This is a genomic window from Rhizobium ecuadorense (genome assembly GCF_001187535.1).
Lineage (GTDB): Bacteria > Pseudomonadota > Alphaproteobacteria > Rhizobiales > Rhizobiaceae > Rhizobium > Rhizobium ecuadorense.
Genome location: NZ_LFIO01000386.1, coordinates 23,442 through 50,054 on the forward strand (window position 1 = coordinate 23,442; position 26,613 = coordinate 50,054).

The 26,613-nt window shown below is 63.6% G+C and carries 22 protein-coding genes and 1 pseudogene; 11 read left to right on the forward strand and 12 right to left on the reverse strand.

The window, feature by feature from the left end; all coding sequences use genetic code 11:
• Positions 1-14: 14 nt before the first annotated feature.
• Genes tssG through AF337_RS10075 form a run of 7 tightly spaced genes read left to right on the forward strand, consistent with a single transcriptional unit; the run spans position 15 to position 10,817 of the window.
• The gene (gene tssG, locus AF337_RS10045; protein WP_049732069.1) at positions 15-1,016 is read left to right on the forward strand and encodes a type VI secretion system baseplate subunit TssG; all 1,002 of its coding nucleotides are present in this window, start codon (positions 15-17) and stop codon (positions 1,014-1,016) included.
• A gap of 11 nt (positions 1,017-1,027) precedes the next feature.
• Positions 1,028-2,218 (forward strand): type VI secretion system-associated FHA domain protein, encoded by a 1,191-nt coding sequence (locus tag AF337_RS10050; RefSeq protein WP_049732070.1) that lies wholly within the window; start codon positions 1,028-1,030, stop codon positions 2,216-2,218.
• The gene (gene tssK, locus AF337_RS10055) at positions 2,208-3,548 is read left to right on the forward strand and encodes a type VI secretion system baseplate subunit TssK (protein WP_049732071.1); all 1,341 of its coding nucleotides are present in this window, start codon (positions 2,208-2,210) and stop codon (positions 3,546-3,548) included. The genes AF337_RS10050 and tssK overlap by 11 nt, the downstream gene beginning before the upstream one ends.
• Positions 3,545-5,068: a type VI secretion system protein TssL, long form gene (gene tssL, locus AF337_RS10060; protein WP_049732072.1), complete on the forward strand. Its 1,524-nt coding sequence runs from the start codon at positions 3,545-3,547 to the stop codon at positions 5,066-5,068. The genes tssK and tssL overlap by 4 nt, the downstream gene beginning before the upstream one ends.
• A complete protein-coding gene (gene tssM, locus AF337_RS10065; RefSeq protein WP_049732073.1) occupies positions 5,065-8,541 on the forward strand; it encodes a type VI secretion system membrane subunit TssM in 3,477 nt (1,158 codons plus the stop codon). The genes tssL and tssM overlap by 4 nt, the downstream gene beginning before the upstream one ends.
• Before the next feature lie 10 nt (positions 8,542-8,551).
• On the forward strand, positions 8,552-9,919 hold the full coding sequence (gene tagF / locus AF337_RS10070) for a type VI secretion system-associated protein TagF (RefSeq protein WP_049732074.1): 1,368 nt from the start codon (positions 8,552-8,554) through the stop codon (positions 9,917-9,919).
• Positions 9,909-10,817: a serine/threonine-protein kinase gene (locus tag AF337_RS10075; RefSeq protein WP_049732075.1), complete on the forward strand. Its 909-nt coding sequence runs from the start codon at positions 9,909-9,911 to the stop codon at positions 10,815-10,817. Before tagF ends, AF337_RS10075 begins: the two co-directional genes overlap by 11 nt.
• On the opposite strand, the gene AF337_RS10080 is transcribed toward AF337_RS10075, so the two are convergent.
• The gene (locus tag AF337_RS10080) at positions 10,814-11,953 is read right to left on the reverse strand and encodes a polysaccharide biosynthesis/export family protein (RefSeq protein WP_049732076.1); all 1,140 of its coding nucleotides are present in this window, start codon (positions 11,951-11,953) and stop codon (positions 10,814-10,816) included. The genes AF337_RS10075 and AF337_RS10080 overlap by 4 nt on opposite strands.
• 206 nt (positions 11,954-12,159) lie before the next feature.
• Here AF337_RS10080 and AF337_RS10085 point away from each other — a divergent pair, with 206 nt between their 5' ends.
• The 4 genes from AF337_RS10085 to AF337_RS10100 all read left to right on the forward strand — a co-directional run bounded on the left by AF337_RS10085 (position 12,160) and on the right by AF337_RS10100 (position 14,251).
• Positions 12,160-12,507 carry a DUF488 domain-containing protein gene (locus AF337_RS10085; protein WP_049732077.1) on the forward strand — a complete coding sequence of 116 codons (348 nt, stop codon included), beginning with the start codon at positions 12,160-12,162 and terminating at the stop codon, positions 12,505-12,507.
• A gap of 149 nt (positions 12,508-12,656) precedes the next feature.
• Positions 12,657-13,178: a DUF4142 domain-containing protein gene (locus tag AF337_RS10090; protein WP_049732078.1), complete on the forward strand. Its 522-nt coding sequence runs from the start codon at positions 12,657-12,659 to the stop codon at positions 13,176-13,178.
• A 7-nt stretch (positions 13,179-13,185) separates the two neighbouring features.
• The gene (locus AF337_RS10095; RefSeq protein ID WP_049732079.1) at positions 13,186-13,506 is read left to right on the forward strand and encodes a cupredoxin domain-containing protein; all 321 of its coding nucleotides are present in this window, start codon (positions 13,186-13,188) and stop codon (positions 13,504-13,506) included.
• Positions 13,507-13,543: 37 nt separating this feature from the next.
• Positions 13,544-14,251 (forward strand): RNA polymerase sigma factor, encoded by a 708-nt coding sequence (locus AF337_RS10100; RefSeq protein ID WP_049732080.1) that lies wholly within the window; start codon positions 13,544-13,546, stop codon positions 14,249-14,251.
• A gap of 39 nt (positions 14,252-14,290) precedes the next feature.
• Here AF337_RS10100 and AF337_RS10105 read toward each other — a convergent pair whose 3' ends face one another.
• From AF337_RS10105 to AF337_RS10155, 11 genes and pseudogenes are all read right to left on the reverse strand, one after another.
• Positions 14,291-14,992, reverse strand: a complete 702-nt coding sequence (locus AF337_RS10105) for an HpcH/HpaI aldolase family protein (RefSeq protein ID WP_049732081.1) — start codon at positions 14,990-14,992, stop codon at positions 14,291-14,293.
• Between the two features lie 9 nt (positions 14,993-15,001).
• A complete protein-coding gene (locus tag AF337_RS10110; protein WP_049732082.1) occupies positions 15,002-15,811 on the reverse strand; it encodes an SDR family oxidoreductase in 810 nt (269 codons plus the stop codon).
• Positions 15,812-15,822: 11 nt separating this feature from the next.
• Positions 15,823-17,499 (reverse strand): hydantoinase B/oxoprolinase family protein, encoded by a 1,677-nt coding sequence (locus tag AF337_RS10115; RefSeq protein WP_049732083.1) that lies wholly within the window; start codon positions 17,497-17,499, stop codon positions 15,823-15,825.
• An 11-nt stretch (positions 17,500-17,510) separates the two neighbouring features.
• Positions 17,511-19,574 carry a hydantoinase/oxoprolinase family protein gene (locus AF337_RS10120; RefSeq protein WP_049732084.1) on the reverse strand — a complete coding sequence of 688 codons (2,064 nt, stop codon included), beginning with the start codon at positions 19,572-19,574 and terminating at the stop codon, positions 17,511-17,513.
• A 153-nt stretch (positions 19,575-19,727) separates the two neighbouring features.
• The gene (gene nac, locus AF337_RS10125) at positions 19,728-20,666 is read right to left on the reverse strand and encodes a nitrogen assimilation transcriptional regulator NAC (protein ID WP_049732085.1); all 939 of its coding nucleotides are present in this window, start codon (positions 20,664-20,666) and stop codon (positions 19,728-19,730) included.
• A 76-nt stretch (positions 20,667-20,742) separates the two neighbouring features.
• On the reverse strand, positions 20,743-21,951 hold the full coding sequence (locus AF337_RS10130; protein WP_049732086.1) for an aspartate transaminase: 1,209 nt from the start codon (positions 21,949-21,951) through the stop codon (positions 20,743-20,745).
• A gap of 27 nt (positions 21,952-21,978) precedes the next feature.
• Positions 21,979-22,719 carry a branched-chain amino acid ABC transporter ATP-binding protein gene (locus tag AF337_RS10135; RefSeq protein ID WP_049732087.1) on the reverse strand — a complete coding sequence of 247 codons (741 nt, stop codon included), beginning with the start codon at positions 22,717-22,719 and terminating at the stop codon, positions 21,979-21,981.
• Complete coding sequence (locus AF337_RS10140; RefSeq protein ID WP_049732088.1) at positions 22,712-23,482, reverse strand: ABC transporter ATP-binding protein; 771 nt, start codon at positions 23,480-23,482, stop codon at positions 22,712-22,714. The genes AF337_RS10135 and AF337_RS10140 overlap by 8 nt, the downstream gene beginning before the upstream one ends.
• A pseudogene (locus tag AF337_RS10145) lies at positions 23,479-24,466 on the reverse strand (branched-chain amino acid ABC transporter permease). The gene AF337_RS10140 and the pseudogene AF337_RS10145 overlap by 4 nt, the downstream one beginning before the upstream one ends.
• Positions 24,467-24,506: 40 nt before the next feature.
• Positions 24,507-25,379 carry a branched-chain amino acid ABC transporter permease gene (locus AF337_RS10150; RefSeq protein ID WP_049732089.1) on the reverse strand — a complete coding sequence of 291 codons (873 nt, stop codon included), beginning with the start codon at positions 25,377-25,379 and terminating at the stop codon, positions 24,507-24,509.
• 21 nt (positions 25,380-25,400) lie between these two features.
• Positions 25,401-26,594 carry an ABC transporter substrate-binding protein gene (locus tag AF337_RS10155; RefSeq protein WP_049732090.1) on the reverse strand — a complete coding sequence of 398 codons (1,194 nt, stop codon included), beginning with the start codon at positions 26,592-26,594 and terminating at the stop codon, positions 25,401-25,403.
• Positions 26,595-26,613: the final 19 nt, after the last annotated feature.

Here is a 26,613-nt window from a genome sequence, read left to right on the forward strand (position 1 = left end):
ACCGCCAGCCAATCATGGACATGCAAGCCGCCAGCAAGCCAGACGCGCTTACCGACCTGCTCGAACGCGACCCCGGCCGCTTCGAGCCAGTGACGGCTTTCCGCGTCGCGCAGGCATCGGTCGGCGAAGGACGGCTTGACGTCGCCTCCCATGTCGGCGTCTCGCCGGCGCCGCTTGCTGTCAGCGGATACAGCCGCAAGGCCGGCCGCGCCACCGTCCGCAGCGCGCTTGCCGGCCTCGTCGGCGCGCTCGGCTCGATGCCGTCGGCCTATAACGAACTCGTCATGCGCGAGGAGCGCAACCGGTCGCGGGCGCTGGCGGGCTTCTTCGACCTGTTCGGCGCGCGGATGGCGGAACTCTTCGCTGACGCCTGCGAGAAATACCGCATCGCCCGGCGGCTGCGCTGGGGCGGCACCTGGTCCAGCAATGCCTTCGTCACCACGCTGCTCTCGCTCACCGGCTTCGGCACCAAGCGGCTCGTCGAACAGAGCGGCGTCGACGAAGAGCTGATCCTGCGTTTTTCCGGCTTCTTCGCCGCGCGCAACCGCAATGCCGTCAATCTGCGCGCCATGCTGACCGAATTCAGCGGCCTGCCGGTGGAGATCGAATTGTTCCGCGGCCGCTGGCTGGCCATTCCGGCGGCAGAGCGCAGCCGCATGGGTCAGCCGCAGGGCGTGCAGCTTGGCGTCAATGCGACGGCGGGTGCTGCGATCCACGATTTCAGCGGCGGTTTTCGCGTCGTCATCGGTCCGCTCGGCTATGCCGACTACCTCTCGCTCGCACCGGGCGGGCGCGCCATTACCGAGCTCTTCGCGCTGACGCGGCTCTATGTCGGCTCGGCGCTCGAATTCGACATCCAGGCCATCCTGAAGAAGGAGGACGTTCCCTTCTGCCAGCTCGGACAGGCCGGCGATCCGCCGCGCCTGGGCTGGAACAGCTGGGCGAGGGTCGCGCCGGCGGCGAAAGACAGCGGCGATGCGGTGATCGTCGAACGCCTGTCGGCAGAGATGCGGTGAGGGAGGCAAGGATGCGGCTCGAACTGAGAGAGATCACCAGCAATGTGGCAGCGCCGGCCGGCCGCTCGAAATGGTTTTTCGAACGCGGCCGGCGCACGCTCGGCCGGGCGCCCGATTGCGACTGGCAGCTGCCGGAGGATCGGCGCTCCATCTCCAAGCTCCATTGCATCATTGAGCGCGACCGCGAGGGTTTCCTGCTGCGCGACCAGAGCGCCAACGGCTCGCGGGTCGACGGCGTCTCCGTCCACGAGGGCCAGATCGCCAGGCTTTCCGACAGGTCGCGGCTGGAGATGGGCGGACTTGCCTTTTCCGTCCACATATCCGGGGAAAGCGACCGTGAGATCGAGGATCCCGATGCCGGTCTGGTGCTGAGCGACGAACCGCTGACCATTTCCGCGATCCTGGCCGATATCGCTCCGGGCGGCCGAACCGCAAGCGGCATTCTCGGCGAGCGTAGGAGCGATGACTGGGCCTTTCCGGAAACGAGCGGGAAGAAAGGTGCGGCCTCATCCCGCAATGTCGAGATCGGCTGGAGCGGCCCTCCGGAGATCCGCTCGGTTACCCAGCTTCTGCCGGAGGACTGGAATTCGGAGGAGACCGATTACGGCAGCCACCTGGAGCATGGTTCCGCCACCCATGTCGCCGTCCCGATCGCCCAGCGTCGGGCTACGCCGGTGGTCGAAATCGTCAACGACAACGATCCGCAGGGCGAAACCGAGGATTTTCCAGCGCTTGCGATCGGCCGGCCCGAAGCCTTCGCCGAGCGCCTGGAGCCTTTGCTCAACCGGCTCGAAGAGGCTGTCGAGAATAGCTACGCCGTTTTCGAGATGAAAGTGCCGGCCGCTGCCAGGCAGGCGGATTTCCTGGCCGGTAGCAGGGAGGAAGCACTCCTTGCCCGCATCGAAATTCTGCTCGGGCAACAGCTGAAGCTCGGTTCCGCGCTCGAAGCCGTCGTTCAAGCGGCGGGCCGACTGGAGCCTCGCAGCGTAGAGGCGCAGGTGCAGACGAACGCCTGGCGACTGCCCGGGCGCAGGGAGCAGAGCTATTGGCGGGCCTACCGGGCGCAATTCGAAAAGGACGGCAAAGACCGGTCGTTTCAGGACGTTTTCCGTGACGCGATGACGGATGCAGTGAACGGCAGAGACGCAGGGCTTCGCCCGCAAGACAGGCAGGAAGGACAAGACGCGCATCATGAGGAATGAGAACCGGGTGGCCTGGAGCGAAGGCATGTTCCTTCGCGTGCAGCATTTTCAGCAGGCGGACCGCTGGACCGAGCGGCTCGTGCGCACCGCCACACAGGGCCTGTCGCCCTATCCCTGGGGCATATCGGAAATCGGCATCGACCGCGGCGCGCTGGCGATCGGCCAGTTCGCGCTCTCGAACCTGCGCGGCGTCCTGCCCGACGGCACGCCGTTCGAAGCCCCGATCGATACGGACCTGCCGCCGCCGCTCGATCTCGACGAGAACACCAAAAACGCAATCGTCTACCTCGCCCTTCCCGCCCGCCAGCCGGGCAAGGCCGATGTGGCATTGAACGGCGGCGCCGCGCGCAACAGCGTCCGGCTCGTGGCTTCACCCTATGAGGCGCCCGACGCCAATGTCGAGACCGACTTCATGGCGCCGATCGATGTCGGCCGCCTCAGCCTGCGTTACCTCAGGACCGGCGACGAGCTTGCCGGCTACGAGCTGATCGGGCTTGCCAGGATCATCGAGGTGCGCTCCGACAGGGCCGTGATCCTCGACCCGGATTATATCCTGCCAAGCCTCAACTGCACGGCCGCGGGGCGGCTGAACGAGCTGATCACCGAGCTTCTCGGCATCGTGCGCCATCGCGCCGAGGCAATCGCCGAACGGATCGGCGATCCCACCATTCGCGGTACGGCGGAGGTCGGCGACTACCTGCTGCTGCAGATCCTCAACCGCGCCGATCCGATGCTGAAACATATCTCGGCCAATGCGACGCGGACCCACCCAATCGTCTTTTACGAGAACTGCATCCAGCTTGCCGGCGAACTCGCCACCTTCACCACCGAGCGCAAGCGCGCCAGCGACTTCCCGCCCTATCGGCATGACGACCTGAAGGCGACATTTGCGGCAGTCTTCGACGATCTCAGAGCCTCGCTTTCCTCAGTGCTCGAACAGGCGGCCGTGGCGATCGAGCTTGCCGAACGCCGGCATGGTGTCAGGATCGGCACGATCAACGACCGCACACTGCTTCGCGATGCCGGCTTCGTGCTGGCGGTGCGGGCCGAGATGCCGGCCGAGGAGGTGCGCCGCAAGCTGCCGGCGCAGATCAAGGTCGGTCCGGTCGAGCGCATTGCCGATCTCGTCAACGTGGCGCTGCCGGGCATTCCCGTGCGGCCGCTGCCGGTGCTGCCGCGCCAGCTGCCCTATCGCTCCGGCACCATCTATTTCGAACTCGACACCAAGAACCCGCTCTGGAAACAACTCGATACTTCGGGCGCCATCGCCGTGCATCTCGCCGGCGATTTCCCCGGGCTCGAAATCGAACTATGGGCCCTTAGAGAATGAAGACCGACCCCGCCTCCTGGCAGAACCTGCCGACCGTCGTCGAACTCACCGAGGACGGCACCAAGAAAAGGCAATCCGCCCGCAAGATGGCGGAGATGCTGGATGACGTCCTCGATTTCCCCGAAAGCGAGAATGGAACGGCGGCAGCGCCTGCGAAGGGCGCAGTATCGGTCGAGACACTCGTCAAGGATTTCCGCTTCGGCGCCGAAGACGTGCCGACGCTTGTGCGCTCGGCAGCGCCGCTCCTCAACCTTGCCCACGGCCTGCGCTACACCGAAGAGCAGCCTGATATCGAGGCACTGCGAGCACTGGCAATCGAAGCCGTCGGCCGCTACGAGCGGGATCTGGCGAGCGCCCGCATCAGCCCCGAGCGGGCGCGTGCCGCCCATTACGTCGTCTGCGCGACGGTCGACGATGTCGTGCTCAGCAAGCCCTGGGGCGTGCGCGCCGGCTGGGCTCGCTCGGGGCTTGTCTCCACCTTCCATATGGACGTGACCGGCGGCGAACGCGTGTTCGACCTGCTCGACCATTTCCACCAGAGCCCCGGCGCCAACAAGGACCTGCTGCTCCTCATCTACCTCTGCCTGTCGCTCGCCTTCGAGGGCCGCACCCGCGTTTCCGCGCGTGGCGGGCTGGAGCTCGCGCGCATCCGCGACAGTCTCTATAAGACGCTGCTCGGCCAATACGGCGTCTTCGAGCGCGAGCTTTCCCCGCATTGGAAAGGCGTGTCCGCCCGGCACCAGCCGCTGCGCACCGCCGCCGCCCTCTGGACGCTGCTTTCCGTCCTGACGCTGATCCTGGCGTTCGGCTACCTGTTCTTCACGCTCTCGCTGAACCGCGCCTCCGACGGCACGTTCGAGCGCCTTGCCAACCTGCCGCCGCGCGAGACACCGAGCGTGCTGGTCAAGATTCCAGAGCCTCCGCGCGAACCGCCGCCTGTCGTCGTCGCGCAAACGCCGCCGCCACCTCCGCCACCACAGGTGAAGCCGCCAAGCCGGCTCGACAATCTGCTCGCCTTCCTCCAACCGGAGGTCGAGAAGAAGCTGGTCACACTCTCGGATTCGAACGGCAGGCTCCTGGTCCGCATCAGCAACTCAGGTCTGTTTGCCACCGGCAGCGCCGAGGTCAGTGAGAAGTTCCACGATCTCCTGCAGCGCATCGGCGGCGCGCTCGCCGCGGAGAAATTCCGCGCCGTCGTCGTGGGCTATACGGACAATGTGCCGATCCGCACGATCCAGTTCCCCTCCAACTGGCATCTATCGGAAGCCCGCGCCAAGGCGGTCGGCGACATCCTGGCGTCCTTCACCGGGCCGGGTGCAATCCTGACCGAGGGACGCGCCGACAGCGATCCGATCGCCGGCAACGACACGCAGGAGGGCCGGGAGATGAACCGCCGCACCGAGATCCTGGTGCTGACCGATCCGAGCGAGCGGCTGAGCGATGCCGGTCTCAAGACACCGCCGATCGAGGCTGAAACGGCCCCTGAACTGTCGCCCGCCGCAGGAGGCGCTTCGCGATGAACCCTTTAAGTTATTTCTACACGCTGCGCTCCTATGTGGAGGCCTATGCCGGCCTCCTCGGCCGCCGCTTCATTTCGATCATATGGGTGGCGGCAATCTGCGTCGTCATCTGGTTCTACGGCTATCTTGCCGCCTATGGCGATTTCAAGCCGCTGGCGAGCGCGTCGGCGCGGCTGACGCTGATCGGCATCGTCCTCGCTGCCTGGCTCGCCTATCTCCTCTTCACCGTGATCCGCGACCGCCGCCGCGACAAGCAGCTTGTCGATGGGATCGAGCGGGACGCCGAAGCCGAAGCAGCGGCGAGCCAGCAGGCCGAGGTCGGCGAAATTCATGGCCGGCTCAAGGAAGCGCTGCAGCTCCTGCGCCGCATCACCAAGAGGCGCTTCGGCTATATCTACGAGCTGCCCTGGTACGTCATCTTCGGCGCGCCCGGCTCCGGCAAGACGACGGCGCTCACCAATTCCGGCTTGAAATTCCCGCTCGGCGATGCACTCGGCAGCAATTCGGTGCAGGGGATCGGCGGCACGCGCAACTGTAATTGGTGGTTCACCGACGAGGCGATCCTCATCGATACCGCCGGCCGCTACACGACGCAGGACGATCTGAACGGCACCGCCAAGGCCGGCTGGGAAGGCTTTCTCGGCCTGCTCAGGAAATACCGCCGTTCGCAGCCGATCAACGGCGCGCTGGTGACGCTGTCGATCGGCGATCTCTTGACGCGCGATGCCGAAGCCCAGCGCGAGGAGATCAGGGCGATCCGCCAGCGGCTGTCCGAACTCGACGAACTCCTGCATGCGCGCGTGCCGGTCTATCTGCTCCTGACCAAGGCCGATCTCCTGACCGGCTTCGTCGAGTTCTTCGACGGTTTCAACAAAAGCGACCGCGAGCAGGTCTGGGGCACGACCTTCGGGCTCGACGAGAGCTACAAGGCATCAAATCTGCCGGAACGCTTCATGGAGGAATTCACCCTGCTGCAGCAGCGCGTCGACGCCATGCTGATCGAGCGCCTGCAGCAGGAGCCCAATCCTGAGCTGCGCGGCCGCATCTTCCGCTTCCCGGCCGAGCTCGTCTCTTTGAAAGAGCGCCTGCAGGAGGTGATGACCGAGCTTTGCTCCGGTTCGAAACTGGTGGAAGCGCCGCTGTTGCGCGGCATCTATTTCGCCTCCGGCACACAGAGAGACGAGACGGCTGCCGCCCCCCGCATGCGGCGCAGCTATTTCCTTTCGCGTCTCTTCAAGGAGGTGATCTTCGGCGAGGCCTCGCTGGTTGCCCGCGACAAGCGGCTGTCCGGCCGGCAGTTGTTCTTCCGCCGCGCCGCTTACGCAAGCGCGGTGCTGCTGCTGGCCGTGGTGCTGACGAGTTGGACGGCGACCTACTTCCAGAACACCACGGCGCTCGCCGGGGCGGACAGACGCATCGACGCCTATGAGCAGCTGGTGCGCGGCGTGCCGGTGCGCGACGTCTCGGATGCGGATTTCCTGCGCATCCTGCCGGCGCTCGACAATCTCGCCGCCGTCACCACCGATTTCTCCAGGACCCGCGTCTGGCCGGTGAGCCTCGGCCTCGACCAGGAAGGCAAGGTCGCGAGCCGCCAGCGCGAGGCCTATCAGCGGGCGCTGAACACGCTGCTTCTGCCGCGCATGCTGGTGCGGCTCCAGAAGGAGATGACCGAAACCACCGACATCAACAGAACCTTCGACGCGCTGAAACTCTACGGCATGCTCGGCGGTCTCGGCCCGGTGAATGCCGACTTTGCCTCGCTGGAGGCGGAGGACATGTTCACCAGGCTCTATCCCGACGAAGGCAGGGCCGCGGCCCGCAAGGCGCTGATCGCCCATGCCGAAGCCATGGCGCGCGGCGCGCTGCCGCCGATCGAGCTCGACAAGGCACTGATCGCCAAGGCCCGCGCGATCATCCGTTCGCAGAACATCGCCAGCCGCGCCTATGACGTCCTGGCCGAATACCGCCACTCCCGCGCCCTTCCCGGCTGGAGCCCGGCCGGCGCGCTGGGTCCGCTCGGCGAACAGGCCTTCGAGCGCAGCTCCAAGGCGCCGCTCAGCGAAAGCATCCCCGGCCTTTTCTCCGCGACCGGCTACCGCACCGTCGTTCTGCCCGAGATCAGCGACGCCGCGCGCGAGGCGCTCGACGAGCAATGGGTGCGCGGCGATCCCAATCCCGCCGGCGTCACGGTCGACACCGTCGCCCAGGCCACACTTCAGCTCTACTTCGACAATTTCGAGCAGCGCTGGTCGACGCTGCTCGCCGATATCAAGGTCAAACCCTCGCAGACGATCGGCGATGCGGCGGAAACCACCCGCATCCTGGCGGGCAAACCGGGACCAGTCGAGACGATCGCGAAATCGATCGCCGCCGCCACCGATCTGCGCGGACCCGGCGCCGAAATCGCCTCGGCCGCCAGCGACAGCCTACCGGATTCCACCACGGCGCTTGCCAGTGCGGCGAATGCGCCCGATCCATTCGGCCGCCTGCGCGACGCGCTGACGTCGCCGGCTGGTCAGTCGCCGCTTGCCGACCAATCGAAGGAGGCGCCGCGATCGGAGATCGGGGAGCTCGAGCCGATCCTGCAGAGGGTGCAGGAGCAGCTTTCGCGGGCGACGACCTCTACCGCGGAAGTCGCGAAAGTCTTCGACGTCGACAGCCAGCTGACCGACGCCAATCAGGACCTGCTGCAGCAGGCCCGCAAGCTGCCCGCACCGGTCGATACCTGGATGGCGGGGCTGGCCGCGGATGTCGGGTCGCTGGCGGTCAAATCCGCCCGTTCGCGCATCAGCGGCGCCTGGGCCGCGGAAGGCGCCGGCTTCTGCTCGAACGTCGTTGCCGGCCGTTATCCCTTCGACCGAAAATCCCCTCGCGACGTGGCGATGAGCGATTTCATCAGGCTGTTCGGCCCCGAAGGGCTGTTCAAGACCTTCTTCAAGGAGAAGCTCGAAGCCTTCGTCGATACCAGCGCCTCGCCATGGGGCTGGAAGGGCACGTTCGGCGCGGCGAGCATTCCGAGCGCGGCGATCGCCCAGTTCGAGAATGCCGACAAGATCAACCGCGCCTTCTTCCCGGCCGGCAGCAAGGATCCGTCGATCACGATCAACGTCAAGCCGGTCTCGCTGACCGATGCCGCCAGCGCCGTGATGCTTGAGATCGAAGGCGAACGCGTCGTCTATTTCCACGGCCCGATCCAGTCGAAATCAATCACCTGGCCGTCGACGGAAGCGAGCAACGCTTCGCGCATCGCCTTCCAGCCGGGCGGATGGCAGCAGGCCCTGACGGAGAATGGCGACTGGTCGCCCTTCCGCCTTTTCGACGATGCCAATGTCACAGTGCAGGGCGACGATCTCTTCCGGGCAAAATTTCAGCAGGATGGCCGAGCGGCGGAGTTCGACGTGCAGTTCGGTTCGGTGCTCAATCCATTCCGGCTGGAGGCGCTCGGCGCCTTCTCATGCCCGGTGCAATTCTGATCGGCCTGAGATGAACGAGCGCGCCACCCTCGAGCGAAATCCTGCTGAAGCCGACAGGATCGGCTTCTTCGGCAAGCTGCCGAGCCATGGCGATTTCGTTTCGATGGGCTTGGGCCGCAACCTGCAATCCGCGCTCGACGCCTGGCTACAAGCCGGGCTGCAAGCGGTGCGGCAGGAACTCGGCGAGGATTGGGAACGCCGGTTTCGCACCATGCCGGCATGGCGTTTCATCGTCGAACGCGGCCTTTGGGGGCCGGCAACCATTGCAGGCGTTCTGCTGCCAAGCCTCGATCGCGTCGGGCGCAGCTTTCCGCTCGTCATCGCCGCCCAGCTTCATGACTTTACCGAGCATCCGCGCCAGCTCTATCTCGACGACACGTGGTTTACGGCGGCCGAGGCAATCGCCGAAAGCTCGGCCAAGCGTGACTTCGACATCAATCATTTCACCGCAAACCTGAAGCGGCTGCGGACCTTGCGTCCGGCCGACCTCGCCGAAAACGAGATACTGCAGGACAGGGCGTCCACCCGAGGCTCGATCTGGTGGCGGATCGACCCTGAGGAGCGGCGGGCAAAGGGGTTTGGTGTCAGCGGCGCCCCGGAGCCGGAGCATTTTCCGAAGCTGCTGCACGACAACTCCCCCGCCGCTTCGGCAGCCCCGCAACCCGAAACAACCCCGCGTCCCGTCATCGTCGAACCGCATCATCCTCTGGTGCTTCAGCACAGCCATGCCACGCATGCCGGCACGCGGCTTACCGTCAATGCCGACGCGCTGCTCGTTTCGGAAACGCCCTCGCTCTTCGCCGTCGCCGATGGCGTTGGTGACGGCAACGCTGCCGCAGATGCCGGCAAGATCGCCGTTCATATCTTGGCCGAAGCTGCCGGGCACGAGACGATCGAGGCCCTGGTACAGGAGGTCAAAGGCAAGCTCGGCCGTGCCCATGGCCTGCTTCAATCGGCCTATCTTTCCGAGAATCGCGAGCCGTCGGCCGCCAGCATCGTCGTGCTGGCCACGCTTCAGGCGAGCTGCGCCTTGCTCTGGGTCGGCGATGCCCGCTGCTATCTGCTGCGGGACGGCATGATGCGCTGCCTCACCCGGGACCATGTGGAGATCGGCCTGAAGCGCACACTGTCGCGCGCCATCGGCCTGCGCGGGCATCTTATTCCCGAAGTCCTCTCCGGCGGATTGCAGGCCGGCGACCGGCTCCTGCTCTGCAGCGCGCCGCTGACAGGCGCCGTCCCCGAGCGCAGCATCGCCGAGATCCTGCTTTCCGCAAGAATCGAGAAGGCGGCCGATATTCTCGTCCAGGAGGGGTTGATCGCCAATTGCCGCGACAATCTCAGCGCCATCGTGATCGACGTGAAAACCGATGAGCCATGATCTTCAGGATGCGGATTATGAGGAGATCGCGCGACGCTTCTCCCATCTCCGGCAGGCGTTGAATCAGAGCCCAGCCGAGACCAGGAAAATCCTGGTAGACCGGGTCCGGGATGCGCTCGACCGGGGCGAGGCCCGCCTTGGCGATGCCGATGGCGGGATCGTCGCCAACAGCTTCGCGCTCGAGGCGCTGGTCCATGAGGGCGCGCTCACCCAGATCCATCGCGCCCGCCACCGCGATCTCGGAACGGTTCACGCCATCAAGATGCCGCGGCCCGAGCATGCGGCCGATCCCATCCTTAGGAAACTCATGCTGCGTGAGGCTGAAATCGGCATGGCGCTCCGTCATCCCCATATTGCCGCGACGCAGACCGTTCTGCGTCTTGCCGACGGACGCCCTGCCCTTGTCATGGAATGGATCGGAAGCCGGCTCACGGAGCTTTTGCAGCAGAGGCCGCTATCCCTTCGCGAGGTGACATCGGTCATGACGACAATGTTTTCCGGCCTGGAAGCGATCCATGCCGCCGGTTTCGTGCATTGCGACCTGTCGCCGCTCAACCTTCTATCCGCCGAGGACGATTTCTCCCGTTTGAAGATCGCCGATTTCGGCGTGGCGCTGGAGGCAGGACGCCGTCATGACCAATTCGATCTCGCCTTTGCCGGCCGGCCGGATTTCGCCTCTCCCGAACAGACGGCCGGCGAACCGCTCGACGGGCGATCCGATCTCTACTCAGCCGGGCGACTGCTGTCCCTGCTGCTACGTCATTGCAAGGAACGTGACGAAGGGCTGGAAACGCTGGCCGTCCGCCTGTCCGAACGGGATCCTCAGGAGCGCCCCCAAAATGCGAAGGCCGCCTTGCATCTGCTCGGCGGCCCCGCGAAACGTCTTGTAGAGGTTTAATTTCCGCTCGAACCGGGGATTGGTGCAGCGGCCGTCGGTACGCTCTTCTGGTAGACATTGAAGAGCTTGGCGAAATCGACCAGGCTGGCATTGCTGGCGTAGATGATATCGCCATCCATCATCTGGAAACGCTGCATCAGCGCCAGATTGGAAACGTCCTTCATATTGACGCGGTAGATCACCGGCTTGCTGCTGACCACGACCGGCGCGGCAGTCTTGGCGTTCACCGCCGCCACCTGCGTATAGACCGGCTGATTGCGCAACACATAGAAATTGCTCGCATCGGCCCGGTCGTCGAGCAGGCCGCCCGCCCGGCCGAGCGCCTGGGCGAGCGTCAGTCTGCCCGGCTCGAATTCGAACTCGCCGACGCTCTTGAAGGCGCCGAAGGCGGTGAAGGTCGGGGCGTCTTTGTCGACATAGATCTGATCATCCGGCAGCAGGTAGACGTTCTGCTTGCTGTCGTCGATGACGCGCTGCAGCGGTACGGTGGTGCGCTGCTTGCCGCGGATCAACGTGACGGTGGCCGAACCCGGCGCGGAGGATGCGCCGCCGGCAAGTGCGACCGCGTCAAGCACGCGCTCCTTGCGTGCGGTCAGCGGGAAACGGCCGGCGGAGCGCACATCGCCATTGACGGTGACGCCGCTGGAGGGCCTGTCGACCACGGTGACGACAGCTTGCGGATTGACGGCCGAACCCTTCAGGCCGGTGACGATGCGTGTCTGCAGCGCCTCGGTCGAGGAATCCACCACGCGCTGTTTGCCGACGAAGGGAAGCGTCACATTGCCTGTCGAATCGACGGTGAAGCGGCCGAGATTGAGGGTCTTGCTCTCAGTCGAGGAGAAAAGCCCATCCTCGCCGGGATCGAGGATCGTCACCTCGATGACGTCGCCGCGCCTGAGTTTCGTATCGGCAAATCCGCTTGAGCGCATGACGGTGAGGCCGGGATCGGAGGCGGCATAGGCAAGCGGGACGGCCGAAACCGAGCCCATCGGCGCTTCCGAAAGCCGGACGACAGGAATCCGCTCGTTGGTTCCAGGTGCCGTGGCGTTGTAGAAGCCACCGGCCGTCGGGCCGTCGGCTGGCCGAGCGCAGGCACTGAGAACTGCAACCAGGACGAACGGCGCCAGCTTTCGCATCACTTATCCTTTTGGCAATATTGGGAGAATCGGAAAATATCAGCGGTAGATGAGCGAGCAATACCAGTTACACGCGAAAAATCAATTGTGACAGCTCAGAGGCAGCCAACTGTGACTAATTGGCAACCATATGTCTTAAGGTGGAACCAGGTCCCTGCTCATCGCTTCGGTCGAAAACTGGTTCTGAAACCAATGCGGCTGAGCAAATGACGGTGCACATCAAGCGAATCTACGAACCAAAGCACGATAAGGACGGCATCCGCATTCTCGTCGACAGGCTCTGGCCGCGCGGACTGAGCAAGCAGGATGCGGCAGTCGATCTCTGGCTGAAGGAGGTGGCGCCGAGCCCGGCGCTGCGCCGCTGGTTCGGGCACGATCCCGCCAAATGGACAGAGTTCCAGCGCCGCTACCAAGGCGAGCTCGAAAAGAACGCGTCGGCCGTCGAAGAACTCGAACGCCAGATTGGAAAATCGGACGCAACGCTTCTCTATGCGGCGAAGGACCTGCAGCACAATCACGCGATCGTGCTGCAGCGCTTCCTCGGCAAAGACTGAAACATAGGCGGCCGACGCCGATGAGAGGCTGCCGCCCTGTGTAAAAATTTCGGGGAACCTTTTCGACGGATCTGCATCCAATGCCTGCTTCCAAAGACGCGCCGGCGCTGCGGAAGGCATTCCGTCATACGACACAAGGGAGACAGATCATGTTGAAACAGATTTTCGGTGCAGCCCTGATAGCGGCCTCGCTCGGCACGGTTTCGATCGCCGCCGATGCCAAGCCGACCGCCCCTCAGATCGCCCATATCGCCTATACCGCGGGGCAGATCGACGTCACCGCCGCGGAACAGGCATTGAAGAAAAGCAAGAATGCCGAAGTCATCGAATTCGCCAAGACGATGGAACGCGATCACAAGGCCGTCAACGATCAGGCGCTCGCCCTCGTCAAGAAGCTGAAGGTGACGCCCGAGGACAACAAGATCAGCCAGTCACTGTCGACGGAGGCAAGCAAGGAACTGACGACGCTCGGCGCTCTCGACGGTGCGGCTTTCGACAAGGCCTATGTCGAAAACGAAGTCGCCTATCACAAGTCGGTCAACTCAGCGCTTGCCACGGTGCTGATCCCCTCGGCTCAGAATAAAGAGCTCAAGTCGCTCCTGGAAACCGGCCTGACCCTGTTCAAGCAGCACCAGATGCATGCCGAGCATCTTGCCTCGATGATGAAGTAGACTTGCGATGCGCTGGCTGATGAAATCGCTGCCGCTGCTGTTTGTGTTGCTCTGGACAGGCAGCGGGTTTGCCGCCGCGGCGGAATATCAGCTGACCATTGCGGGCATGAAATTCAGCGCGCCGCCAGCCGAGCTGCACGTCGGCGATATGATCGTCTGGCGAAACGATGATATATTCCGGCATACGGCGACGGCACGCGACAAAAGCTTCGACATCGATCTGCCGCCGAAATCGGAGGGCCGCATGCCGATCGGCCGAGCGGGAGCGGTCGATTTCTACTGCCGCTTTCATCCCGCCATGACGGGCACACTGGACGTCCGGCCATAGGCCGGGCTCCTGGAAAGAGGGCGTAGCGGAGGTTTCCATGACAGCCATTCCAGTTCCGGTCACTCGACACAGAGCGCTCCCATCGGCACTTGCCGACGCCGACCTCGTGCCGCTGGCAAAAATGGGCGACGAGCCCGCCATCCGCGCCATCATCCAGCGTCACAATCAGCGACTGTTCCGCACCGCACGCGCCGTCATCCGCAACGATGCGGAGGCGGAAGATGTCGTCCAGGCCGCCTATATCAAGGCCTTTACCAGTCTGGCGACGTTCCGGGGTGAGGCCGAGCTTTCGACATGGCTGACCCGAATTGCGCTCAACGAGGCGCTGGGCCGGGTACGCGCGCAAAAGAACACCACCGGACTGGAGGAAATCGACATGCAGGCGACGTCGGCGGGCGGACAACTATTGCAGTTTCCAACCTTACCCGCGACAGATCCGGAAACCGAGCTGTCGCGGAGCCAGGCGCGGCATCTGCTCGAACAGGCGGTCGACGAACTGCCGGATGACTTTCGCGCCATCTTCGTGCTGCGGGATGTCGAGGGCATGAGCACCGACGAGGCCGCATCTCACCTCGGCATAAGACCCGAAACCGCCAAGACGCGGCTGCACCGAGCGCGGAAAATGATGCGCCAGTCGATTGAAAAACGGCTGTCCGGCGCATTCTCGGCGCTGTTCCCCTTCGATGGCGCCCGTTGCGCCTTCATGGCCGATCGCGTCATCGCGGCGCTTCGCCAGACGTCCTGATACGGAAGAATGTCGCCATATCGACGGTGCGCGCTTGTGCTATGAGGCAAGCGCCTGCCTGACGCCGGCGAGGCCGCGGCGCAGGAACGGGTCCGAGTGAATATAGAAGAACTGCACGCCCTTTTCCCGCCAATGCGGCAGTTCCTCGGCGGTCACGAGCGTACCGGCAATCTTGCCCGCGGCGCGGATCTTGCCGACGGCGCGGGCGACCTCGTCCGTCACAGCTGCCGGGCGCGGCTCGCCGAACGGCGGAGCCGGCGGATAACCGATATCCTGGGAGAGATCGCCGGGACCGATGAAGAACACGTCGATGCCATCGACACGAAGCATCTCGTCCAGATTGGCGATCGCATCCTGCGTCTCGACCATGGCGATCACCAGCCGCTTTTCGTAATCGGATGGCAGGGCATAACGGACGGCATCGACAATCGCGCGCGCCTGTTCTGAAGTCTCCACCATCGGCACCATGATCCCATCGGCGCCGGCATTCAAATAGCGGATGATGACGGGACGTTCGTGCGAATGCGGGCGGACGATTGCAGCGCCGCCGACCGAGCGGACGATCTGGGAGGTCATCCTGACGTCCTCGAAGCTCCAGGTGCCATGCTCGCAGTCGACGAAGACCGAATCCGCGCCCAGTTCCACCAGGCGGGCGGCCAGGCCCGAAGAGGAGTGGTGAGGCGTAAACATCGAGATGGCTTCGCCGGCCTGCAGCCGGGCGCGCAGCTTTGCGCCGTTCATGGTGTCCTCCTATTTCCTGGGTTTCGGCATGTCGGGCGTATCGGCCGGCGCGCCGACCCAGCGCGCGGTCTCGATATCGGCCGATGTGTCCCGCATGAAAGTCGGGCAGATGTGAAGCTCCGGGATGACGGCGCCCTTCTGCAGGCTTGCGCAGAGCGCGATCGCCCTCGCCACGTCATGCGGATCGAGCATGACTGCCCGCTCGCTTTCAAGCGGCGGCCGTGCGCGGTTATCCATGATCGGCGTATTGGTTTCGCCGGGAAGGATCGTCGTCGCCCGGATGCCCTGGTTTCGATAGGTGTTGTGAACGAAGATCATGAAATTCTTCACGCCCGCCTTCGCAGCGCCATAGGCCGCCCCGCCCAGAAGGTTCGGATTGAGAGCCGCAAGCGAAGAGACGGTGATCACCGTGCCGCCGCCATTGGCGATCATGTCGGGCAGGACCGCCTGGGTAAGGTTGAAGACGGCGGTCAGATTGACGTTGACCGTGGAGTTCCACTCTTCTTCGCCGAGGAACCGCGCGTTCAGCACCTTGCTCGCGCTGCCGGCATTGTTGACCAGGATATCGACCGGGCCGATGCCGTCCCTGATCCACTTCACGCTTTCGAAGATTTCCTGCCGCGATTCGATGTTCAGAGGCCGGATAAAGGCCTTGCCGCCCCGCTTCTCGATGAGGCCGGCGACCTCCCGCAGCGGCGCCATCCGGCGGCCTGTGAGAACGACGGTGGCGCCTTCCTCGGCAAGAAGGATCGCGGCTTCGCGACCGATGCCCGTTCCCGCCCCGGTGACGAGTGCGATCTTTCCGCTCAACAGGCCCATAATGGCTCCTCCTATTCCGCGGCCACCGCGGCCGCGCCCTTATAGCCATATATAAGCTTCGCGGCCTTTGGGGTGATCAGGCCTTCGGCAAGGTCCTGCTCGATCAGGGCGGCCGGCCGCTCGCTCACCCTGCCCCATCCACCGCCGCCCGGCGTTTCGACTTCGAGCCGCTCGCCGGTCTTCAGCACGACCTTGCCCTTCGGGAATTGCGGCCGGCCTTCCTTGCTGACCTTGCCCGGAGTGCCGTCCTGCCCGTCGACGACACCGAAGCAGGGATGCCGGACACGCTCGGATGCGAGATAGATATTCATCGCCGAGCGGCCGAGATTGCGCAGGATTGCCCGCTGCCCCAGGCCGCCGCGATATTTGCCGGCGCCGCCGGAATCGGCGATGAGCTCCTTGCGCTCCATCAGCACGGGCACGGCGATTTCGAACATTTCGACGGCCGTCACCTTGCAGTTCGACGGGAAGCTCAGCGTGTCCAGGCCGTCGAATTCCGCGCGGGCACCTTGGCCGCCATGGAAATTCTGCACCGATCCGTATTGCGAACCGTCATCCCTGCGGCCGACGCAGTTGGCCGCCCATATGGGCGCGCCGCCGCTGTCACCCATGACCTTGTCGGGCACCACGCCTTCGAGCGCCCGGAAGATCAGGGACGGGATCGCATGACCGATCAGGTTGCGGGAATTGCCCGCCGTCCACTGCTCCGGATTGAGAACGGAGCCCAATGGCGCGTCGTCGGTGATCGGCGTGATGCAACCCTCATTGTTCGGCGTATCGGGATCGAGCAGGCATTTCAGCGCATAGACGGAATGGGCGTAGCGATAGTTGGTGCGGCAGTTGATCGAGTGGAGAACCTGATCGGATGTGCCGGCGTAATCCACATGGATGGAATCGTCGCTGACGATGACCGTCGCCTTCAAGATGATGTCGGTCTCATAGCCGTCCAGCGTCATCTGCGCCGAATAGCGGCCATTCGGCCACGCCTTGATCGCCTTGCGGGTCTGCGCCTCCGAGCGGGAATGGATCGCCTCTGCGAGCCCGTCGATATCGTCAAGGCCGTATTCATCGAGGAACTTCACCAGTTCGCGGCCCATGACATTGTTGGCGGCGATCATCGATTCCAGATCGCCCTGGACTTCGGTCGGCAGCCGCACCGAAGCGGCGATGATATCGAGAACGTCCTGATTGGGAACGCCGGCCTTGTGCAGTTTGACGATCGGGAAACGGATGCCTTCCTCGAAAATGTCGCTCGCCTCCGAATGAAGCGGCGCCCCGCCGATGTCAGGCAGATGAGCGATCGAGCCGGCATAGGCGACCACCTTGCCGTTCTTGAAGATCGGCGTGATCATCGTCACATCGGGCAGATGACCGGTACCGATCTCCGGATCGTTGGTCGCAAGGACATCGCCTTCGGCAAGCGTCTCGGCCGGAAACTTCGGCAGGAAATATTTCTGGGCCGCGGCCGGCAGCGAGGTGATGAAGACGGGGATGGACCAGGTGCACTGGGCAAGCGCCCGCCCCTTGCTGTCGAGCAGTACGGTAACGTAATCGTGGTTCTCGCGGACGATCGGCGAGAAGGCCGTCTTGCCGAGCACGTTGTCTGCCTGGTCGGCGATGAAGATCAAGCGGTTCCACATGACCTGCAGATTGATCGGATCGTTGAAATCGGTAGCGGTCTTCGACATCGGATTTCGCCTTACTGAATGTTGATGACGAGGTTGCCGTTGGCATCGACGTGGAAGACGCCGCTTGGCCCGACGACGGCCGTGGATTCGCGCTGCTCGACGATCGCCGGCCCTGCGAATTCGCGCCCCACCGGAAGCCGGTAGTGGTCGTAGACAGGTGTCTCGGCATAGGCGCCGAGTTCCTGGAAATAGACCTGGCGCTGCCCCTTCGACGCATCGGCGGCCTTGACGTCATGAGGCCGGGTCACCCGGTCCTTTTCGCCGCTGGCGCGAAGCCGCCAGGTGATGACCTCGACGGATGCGTTGACCGTGCGGCCGAACAGCTCTCGATAGAGCTTGTAGAAATTGGCGAGCAACTGCTTGAGGAATTCTTGCCTCGGCAGGCCGCGATCGGGCAGAACCACCGTGATCTCGTGCCCCTGGCCGACATGGCGCATATCGACCGTGTAGCGGTTGGTGATCGTCTCCTTGGCGACACCGGCGGCGGAAACCACTTCGGCGCCCTGCGCAGCCAGATCATCCAGCAGACGGTCGACCGCGGCGACATCCCAATTATCAACAGGCATCGGATGGCTTGCGGAGAGATCGACGGCGACGGGTGCGATCAGCAGGCCGATCGCCGAGGTGACGCCTGCCCCGGTCGGGCAGATGATGCGCTTGATGCCGAGCTTGCGGGCGATCCCATAGGCATGCACCGGGCCGGCGCCGCCGAATGCCACCATCGGCAGCGACCGGGGATCGACACCGAGATCGGTGGCATGCATGGCCGCCGCCTTGCTCATGGATTCATTGACGAGATCGTGAATGCCCCAGGCGCAGCGGTCGACGCTGACATCGAGCGATCTGGCAAGTGCCGCCATCGCTTCGCGCGCGGCGTCCTTCGACACTTTGAAGGAACCGCCGACGAAGGACTCCGTCCCCATATATCCGAGCAGGATATCCGCATCGGTCACCGTCGGCTGCGTGCCGCCGCGCTGATAGGCGGCCGGCCCCGGCATCGCGCGTGCCGAATGCGGGCCGACATCGAGGAGGCCAAGCGGGTTCTTTGCCGCGATCGAACCGCCGCCGGCGCCGATTTCGATCATCTGGATCGACTGAATCTTCAGCGGAAAGCCCGAGCCCTTGCGGAAACGCTGATAGTGAGCGACCTCGAGGTCCGTTCCAACGGTCGGCTCGCCGTTCGGGATCAGGCAAAGCTTGGCGGTGGTGCCACCCATGTCGAAGGAGAGCACGCTTCCCTCGCCGGCGATGCGCCCGAATTCGGCGGCGGCGACGGCACCGGCCGCAGGCCCGGATTCGATCAGGCGGACAGGAAGTTCGGCCGCGCGCCGGCTCGGCACCAGGCCGCCCGACGAGGTCATCCAGAGGACCTGGCGATCGATGCCTTTCGCAGCGAATTCGCGCTGAAGATGGGCAACGTGACCGGCCATCTGCGGGCGGGTATAGGCATTGACGACCGTCGTCGAGGCGCGGTCGAATTCCCGCATCTCAGGGCAGACTTCCGACGACAGCGATACGAAAATATCGGGGTCTTCCTCACGCAACAGGGCTGCCACGCGCTGCTCATGCTGCGGATATTTATAGGCGTGCAGCAGGCATACGGCGACGGAACGGATGCCCCTCTTCTTCAGATGCGATGCGATTTCACGGACGGTCTCTTCCTTGAGTTCGGTCATCACCTCGCCATCGGCCGCGATGCGCTCGACGGCGCCATAGCTGTTCGACCGCGTGACCAGAGGATCCGGGTATTTGATGTTGAGGTCGTAGAGGTCGTAGCGGCCTTCGTTGCGGATGCGCAGCATATCCTGAAAGCCGTCGGTGGTGATGAAGCTGGTCTCGACGCCCTTGCGCTCCAGCACGGCATTCGTCACCACCGTCGTCGCACCCAAAACCTGCAGATGCTCGATCGAGATGGCGGAGGAGAATTGCTCCAGGAGTTCCGACACGCCCTGCACGACGGCTTCGGCCGGGTTCTTCGGCGTGCTCAGCACCTTATGCAGGTGGAGATCACCATTATCATCCAGCAGTGCGAAGTCGGTGAAGGTGCCGCCAGTGTCGAATGCCAGTTTTGCCATGTTTCCCTCGAAGCAACCGTGGTCTCATGCGGTTTCGGAGACCTTCATGTCTTCTGAGGAGGTTATGGGATCGGCGACCGGCTTGGCTAACACAGTTGCCGTCTGCCGCCATAGGGTTTGCTTATGGCAGAGGAGGTCGGAAAAGGATCGGCCCTAAACCGTCTTGATGCCCTGATGCTGGCTGCTCATCAGCTTTGCCACGATCTCCAGCAGGACGGCCCGAGCCGCGAGCGCCGGCTCCGACAGGGGCAGATGGTCGGAGACGCAGAGAGAGACCGTCGCTTCGATGACGGGCTTGGTCAGCGCCCGCACCTGCGTGCCGGCGAAATAGGAGGTCTCGGTCACCACCGATGCCGGAAGGATGGTGGAGCCGAGCCCCTCGCGCACCGCGGCGTCGAGCGCCGGCACCGACTCGATCTCCGACAGCACCTGCGGATGGGCGCGGGCGCGGGCGAACGCTTCGTCGATGAGCCGGCGAAGCAGATGGCCTTTGCTCGGCAGCAGCAGCGGCAGGGCATCGACCGATGCGAGCGGCAGGGGCTCGGAAGCATCACCAGGCAATTCCATGCCCGGCGGCGATACCAGGAACATCTGCTCGCGAAACAGCGGCTGGAGCGTCACGCCTTTGATGGGGTCTGCGGCATAGATCAGCGCCATATCCATCTTGCCGGTCATGATGAGTTCGCTGAGGATATGGCCGAAACTGTCGTTTATGTGCACGACGACGTCGGGATGGCGGGCCTTCATTTCCTTCAGGATCGGAAGCGACAAGGCGCTCGACGTCGAATAGGTCGCAAGCCCGATCGATACCCGCCCGGCCACCGACTTTGCCGCCTGGTTGATGTCGGTCTGCGCCTGATCGATCTGCTTCAGCATCAGTTGGGCATGCCGATAAAGGATCAGGCCGGCCTCGGTCGGCGTGATGCCGACATTGCTTCGGATCAGAAGCTTGTGCTTGAAGTGGGCCTCAAGTGCTGCGATCTGCTGGGAGAGCGCAGGCTGGGCGGTGCGAAGCAGGGAGGCTGCGCGAGAAACGCTGCCGGTATCGACGATCTTGACGAAACTTCGCAGTTTTCTGAAATCTACGCTCATGGCCTCAAGCTTCGGTTTTACGGAACCTAAGACCTCGGGCGGGAGACGCGCAAGCCCCTCCCGCGTGCCGCAGAATTCAACGCAATTCGCCGACCGCCCGCTCGATGCGGTCACAGGCTTCGGTGATGGCGTCCATCGAGGTGGCGATCGACAGGCGGAAATACGGCGACAGGCCGTAGGCCGCGCCCTGCAGGGCCGCCACGCCGACGCCGTCGAGAAGATAGAGGACGAAGTCGAGATCCGTCTCGATCACCTGGCCCTCCGGCGTCCTCCTGCCGATCACGCCGGCACAGTTCGGAAAGAGGTAGAAGGCCCCGTCCGGCACGAGGCACGACAGGCCCGGCACGGCGTTCAGACGCCGGCAGGCATAGTCGCGCCGCTCCTTGTAGACCTTGACGCTGTCGGCAACGAAGCTCTGGTCAGAGGCGAGCGCATGCGCGGCCGCCGCCTGGCTGACCGAGGACGGGCAGGACGACATCTGCGACTGCAGCTTGTTGATGGCGGCGATCAAGGGCGCCGGCCCCGCTCCGTAGCCGATGCGCCAGCCGGTCATGGCATAGGATTTCGACACGCCGTTGGTGAGAAGCACCCGCTCCTTCAGTTCCGGCCCGGCTGCGACCAGCGTGGTCATCGGCTCGTCCTTGAACCAAACCTGATCGTAAATGTCGTCGGAGAGAATCATGACCTGGGGGTGCCGCAGCAGCACCTTGCCGATCTCCCGCAATTCGTCGCGGCTATAGGCAGCACCGGTCGGGTTCGACGGCGCGTTCAGGATCAGCCACATGGTCTTCGGCGTAATCGCCGCTTCGAGAGCATCAGGCGTCAGCTTGAAGCCCTGTTCCTGCGGGCATTGCACGATGACCGGCTTGCCCTCGTTGGCGATCACCATATCGGGATAGGAAACCCAATAGGGGGCCGGAATGATGACCTCGGCATCGTTCTCGACGCTGGCCATCAGAGCGAGGAACAGGATCTGCTTGGCGCCGCCGCCGACACAGATCTCATTATCGGCATATCGCAATCCGAGACGCCGCTCGAAATTGCCGATGATTGCTTTGCGCAGCAAAGGCGTGCCATTGACGGCGGTGTATTTGGTCTCGCCCCGGTCGATCGCGGCATGGGCCGCGGCCTTGACGTGATCCGGCGTATCGAAATCCGGCTCACCGACCGTCATGTCGACGATGTCGCGGCCGGCCGCCTTCAGCGCGCGAGCGCGCGCCGCAGCCGCCGTGCTCGGCGAAACCTTGATCCTGGAGACGCGTGAAGCGGGCACGAAAGTGCTCATGGATATTTCCTTATTTCTTCGTGGGTTTCAGTGAACGGCTTCGGTCTCGCCGCGCATCTTGCCCGTCAGGAAAAGCTCGCCGAGTTCGTCGTGGCTGATCTCCCCCGGCAGGCCGTCCCAGATGACTTTGCCGAGCCGGAGGATCACGGCGCGTTCGGCGACCTCCATGGCTTTCTTGGTATTCTGCTCGACAAGCAGAATGGTCTGCCCGGCGGCATGCAGGCGCAGCAGCTCGTTGAATACGATGCCGATCGCCGCCGGCGAAAGGCCGACCGACGGCTCGTCGACCAGCAGCACTTTCGGGCGCTGCAGGACGGCCATCGCCACTTCGAGCAGTTGCTGCTCGCCGCCCGACATATTGCCGGCCAGCGTCGAGCGCCGGGTCTTCAGGATCGGAAACAGATCGTAGACATAGTCCCGATCCGCCTTCACTTTGTCGTCGCGCAGCGTATAGGCCGCCATCTGCAGGTTTTCGTCCACCGTCATGACCGGAAAATTGCAGCGGCCCTGCGGCACGAAGGAGATGCCTTCACCGAGAATGGCGCGCGACTTGTAGCCGGCTATATTCGTGCCGCGCCAGTCGATGCTGCCGTCCTTGATCGTCGTCATGCCGTAGAGCGTCTTCAGAAGTGTCGATTTCCCCGCTCCGTTCGGCCCCATCAGCGCCACGAACTGGCCTGCCGGCACGTCGAGATCGACGCCGTTCAGGATGTCGAGGGAGCCGTAGCCGGCGCGCAAGCCCTTGATCGAGAGGTTTGAATCAGCCACCGAGATAGGCCTCCCTGACCCGCTGGTCGTTGATGATTTCCTGTGGCAGACCCTCGGCGAGCTTGCGCCCCTGGTCGAGCACGATCACCCGCCGGCATATGCTGGTCACCACATCGATATTGTGTTCGATGATCAGGAAGCTGACGCCGAGCGATGTGTTGGCGTAGAGGATGGTCTCGACCACCCGCTCGATGATCTTCGGATTGATGCCCGCCATCGGCTCGTCGAGCAGGATCAGCTTCGGCTCCGGCATCAACATCGAGGCGAACTGGATGAGCTTCTGCTGCCCGCCGGAAAGATTGCCGGCCGGCTGTTTGCGCACATCCCACAATCCGGCCATTCTGATCAGTTCCTGCGCCCTTTCCCGCAATCCCGACACCCGGCTGCGCGACAGCTTGCCGATCCCGAAGGTGGAGAAGAGAGAGGGGAAGCTGAACATCTGCCCGGCAATGATCAGGTTTTCCTCGACGTCGAGCGATTTGAAGACGACCGTCTTCTGGAAGGAGCGCAGCATGCGCCCCTCGCGGGCGATCCGGTTCAGCGACCATCCGGTGATATCCTGGCCGTCGAGCCTCACCTTGCCGCTATCGGGTTTGCCGAGGCCGGTGCTGCAATCGAAGAAGGTCGATTTACCCGAGCCGTTCGGCCCGATCAAACCGGCGATCTCGCCGCGCTCGACATGGATGCTGACATCGTCGACCGCCTTCACCGCGCCGTATGATTTCGTGAGATTGCTGATTTCGAGAATGGGAAGACCGGTCATTTCGCGCTCCCGATCGAATCCCAGAGGCGGTTGATCACGGGGGCAAAACCCTTTCTGAACCAGAAGACCAGGACGAGCAGGCAGAGCCCGTAGGCGATCATCCGAAGTTCCGGGCGTCACACGCAGGGCCTCGGTCAGACCGACGAACAGCAGGCTGCCGAAGACGACGCCCGAGATCGTGCCGGCGCCGCCGCCGAGCACGATGATCAGCATCGTCGTCGAATAATACATCTGGAAGGTCAGCGGGCTGACCACCGTCAGATAATGCGCGTAGAGACTGCCGCCGACGCCGGCGAAGACGGCGCTCAGCATGAAGACGATCAGCTTGTAGCGCCAGGTGGGGATACCGACGGACTCGGCCAGCGTCTCGTTCTCGCGGATGGCGATCATATTGCGGCCGGCAGGCGAGCGGACGATCATCCAGACGGCGAGCGTCGCCAGAATTCCGACGGTCAGCGCCAGATAATAGAAGGCCGTCGTGCCCGATACGGTGAAGGACAGCGGCCCGAGCGCAAAATGCGGCTTCGGTATGCTGGAGAGGCCCATATCGCCGCGGGTGAGCGAAATCCAGTTCTTGGCGATCGCCTGGCCGATGATCACGAAGCCGAGCGTACACATCACGAAGGATGTCGAGCGCAACCGCAGGGCGGGGATGCCGAGAGGCAGGGCGATGGCGCCCGCCGCCAGCCCGGCAGCGGCGACGTTGACGTAGAACGGCGTGCCGTAGGTGACGGCCAGCAAGCCCGAGGCATAGGCGCCGATGCCGAAAAACGCGGCCTGGGCAAGCGAGAGCAGGCCAGTGTAGCCGACCAGGAGATTGAGGCCATGCGCCGGCAGCATGAAGATCAGCGCGATGATCAGCGCGTGGACGACATAGGTGCTGGCGACGAAGGGGGCGCAGAGCGCGGCCAACAACAGCAGCAAACCGAGCGGCAGGCGAAGATCGCGACGCTGCTGTGATTGCGAGACTTCCGTGAGAGACATAGCGAGTCCTCAAATTCGAGAAAGGTTCGGCCGAGCGCGCTCAGAAGCGCGCCTGCGTCGAGAACAGTCCATGCGGGCGCCACATCAGCATCAGGATCAGCGTGGCGAAGCCGACGGTGTCGCGGAACTGCAGTCCCACATAGGTGGCAACCAGGCTCTCGGCGATCCCGAGGATCATCGCCGCGAAGAAGGTGCCGCGCACATTGCCGAGACCGCCCATGATGATGATCGGCAGGGTCTTGAAGGTGATCAGCTCACCCATGCCGCCATAGACGCTGACATTGACCGGCGCCGTCAGCACCCCGGAAAGGGCGGCAAGGGCAGCGCCGAGGATGAAGGTCCGGAGCACGACCTGCGGCACGTCGATGCCGACCACCTCGCAGCATTCGACATTCTGCGACACCGCCCGCATGGATTTGCCCATCCTGGTGTAGGTCACCATCAGTTCGAGGCCGATGAACACGATCAGGCAGACGATGAGGATGATGACGCGCTGCTCGGCCAGGCTGAAGCCGAGGATCGACACCGGTTCGATGTAGCCGCCCGAGAAGAACTTGTAGCCGCCGCCGAAGACCAGGATGACGGTATTCTGCAGGACGAGCGCGATGCCGAGCGTGGCGAGCACCCCGGATTCGGCCGGAGCGCCGACCATGCGCTGCATCACGAATTTGCCGACTACATAGGCGATGACGATCGTCGACAGCACGCCGACGACGATCGAGGCCTCATAGGACAGTCCGAGATAGTCGATGGCGAACCATGCCCCGAACGTTCCCAGCATGTAATATTCGCCGTGGGCGAAATTGATGGCCCTCAGCACCCCGAATATCATTGTCATGCCGACCGCAACGATGGCGTAGACGGAGCCCGTCACGATGCCGTTGATAATCTGCTCAAGGATTGTTGAGAACATGGTCCTATCCCCGACGGTGGATCAGTTCGCAGGATACTGGATATCCGCCGCATAGGCACCTTTGATGCTCGGCTTGCCGTCCTCGATCTGCAGCAGGATCATCGGCAGGCGTGCCTGGTTGTGATCGTCGAAAGTCACCTCTCCGACGGCGCTCTTATATTTGATCTTGGAGAGCGCATCGCGCACCTTGGCCTGGTCCGGGCTGCCGGCTTCCTTGATCGCCTGGGCGAGAAGGTGAACCGTGTCCCAGTGGACATAGGCGTGGTTGTTCGGCGCCTCGTTGTAGGCGGCCGTGAACTTCTCCACGAAAGCCTTGCTCTCGGGGGAATCGAAGGCCGGCAGCCATGCAGCGGCTTCGACCGCGCCTTCAAGAACCTTCGGCGCCGATTTGATGGTCTTTTCGGTATTGAACTCGCCATTGCCGATCAGGGTCACCTTGCCGGCAAGACCGAGTTCGAGCATCTGACGGGCGATGATCGGTGTGGTGTCGGCAAGACCGTACATGATGATCGCCTGGGCGCCATTGTCACGGATCTTGGCGAGAACGCTGCGGAAGTCGACTTCGCCTTCTTTGTAATAGTCCTCGCTGACGATCTCGCCCTTGAAGTCGGGCAGATATTTCTTGGTGAAGGTGATCGCCGAACGACCATAATCGCTGTCGACCGAGAGAACCGCGAATTTGGTGAAACCGCGCTGCTCGGCGGCATATTTCGCCACGATCAGCGCCCGGTTCTCGTCTGTCGGATAATTGCGGAAGGTCCACTTGTAGCCGCCGACGCCGGCGCCATAGGTGATCTTCGGGTTGGACGATGCGGCGTTCAGCAGAAGCACGCCCGCATCTTCGGCAACCGGCTGCATCGCCAGCGTGACCGAGCTCGAAACGTCGCCGATGATATAGTTGACCTTGTCCTGGTCGATCAGGCGGCGGGTTGCCGAAACACCTTCGACCGGCGTTCCCTGGCTGTCGGCGGAAAAGATTTCGATCTTGCGGCCGTCGATGCCGCCGGCATCGTTGATTTCCTTGACGGCCAGCTCGGCGCCGTGCAGCGAAAACGCGCCGTAACGGGCATTCGGCCCGCTCATCGGCGATACCAGGCCGAGCCTGATCGTTTCATCGGCGGCGAGAGCTTGGTGCGAGACGCCGGCCATGAGCGCGGTGAAGGAAAGGATTGCCGTGGAAATGCAAAATGCCCGGCGCGTCGAAGTCTTGTTCATGGTTCCCACTCCGTTTGTT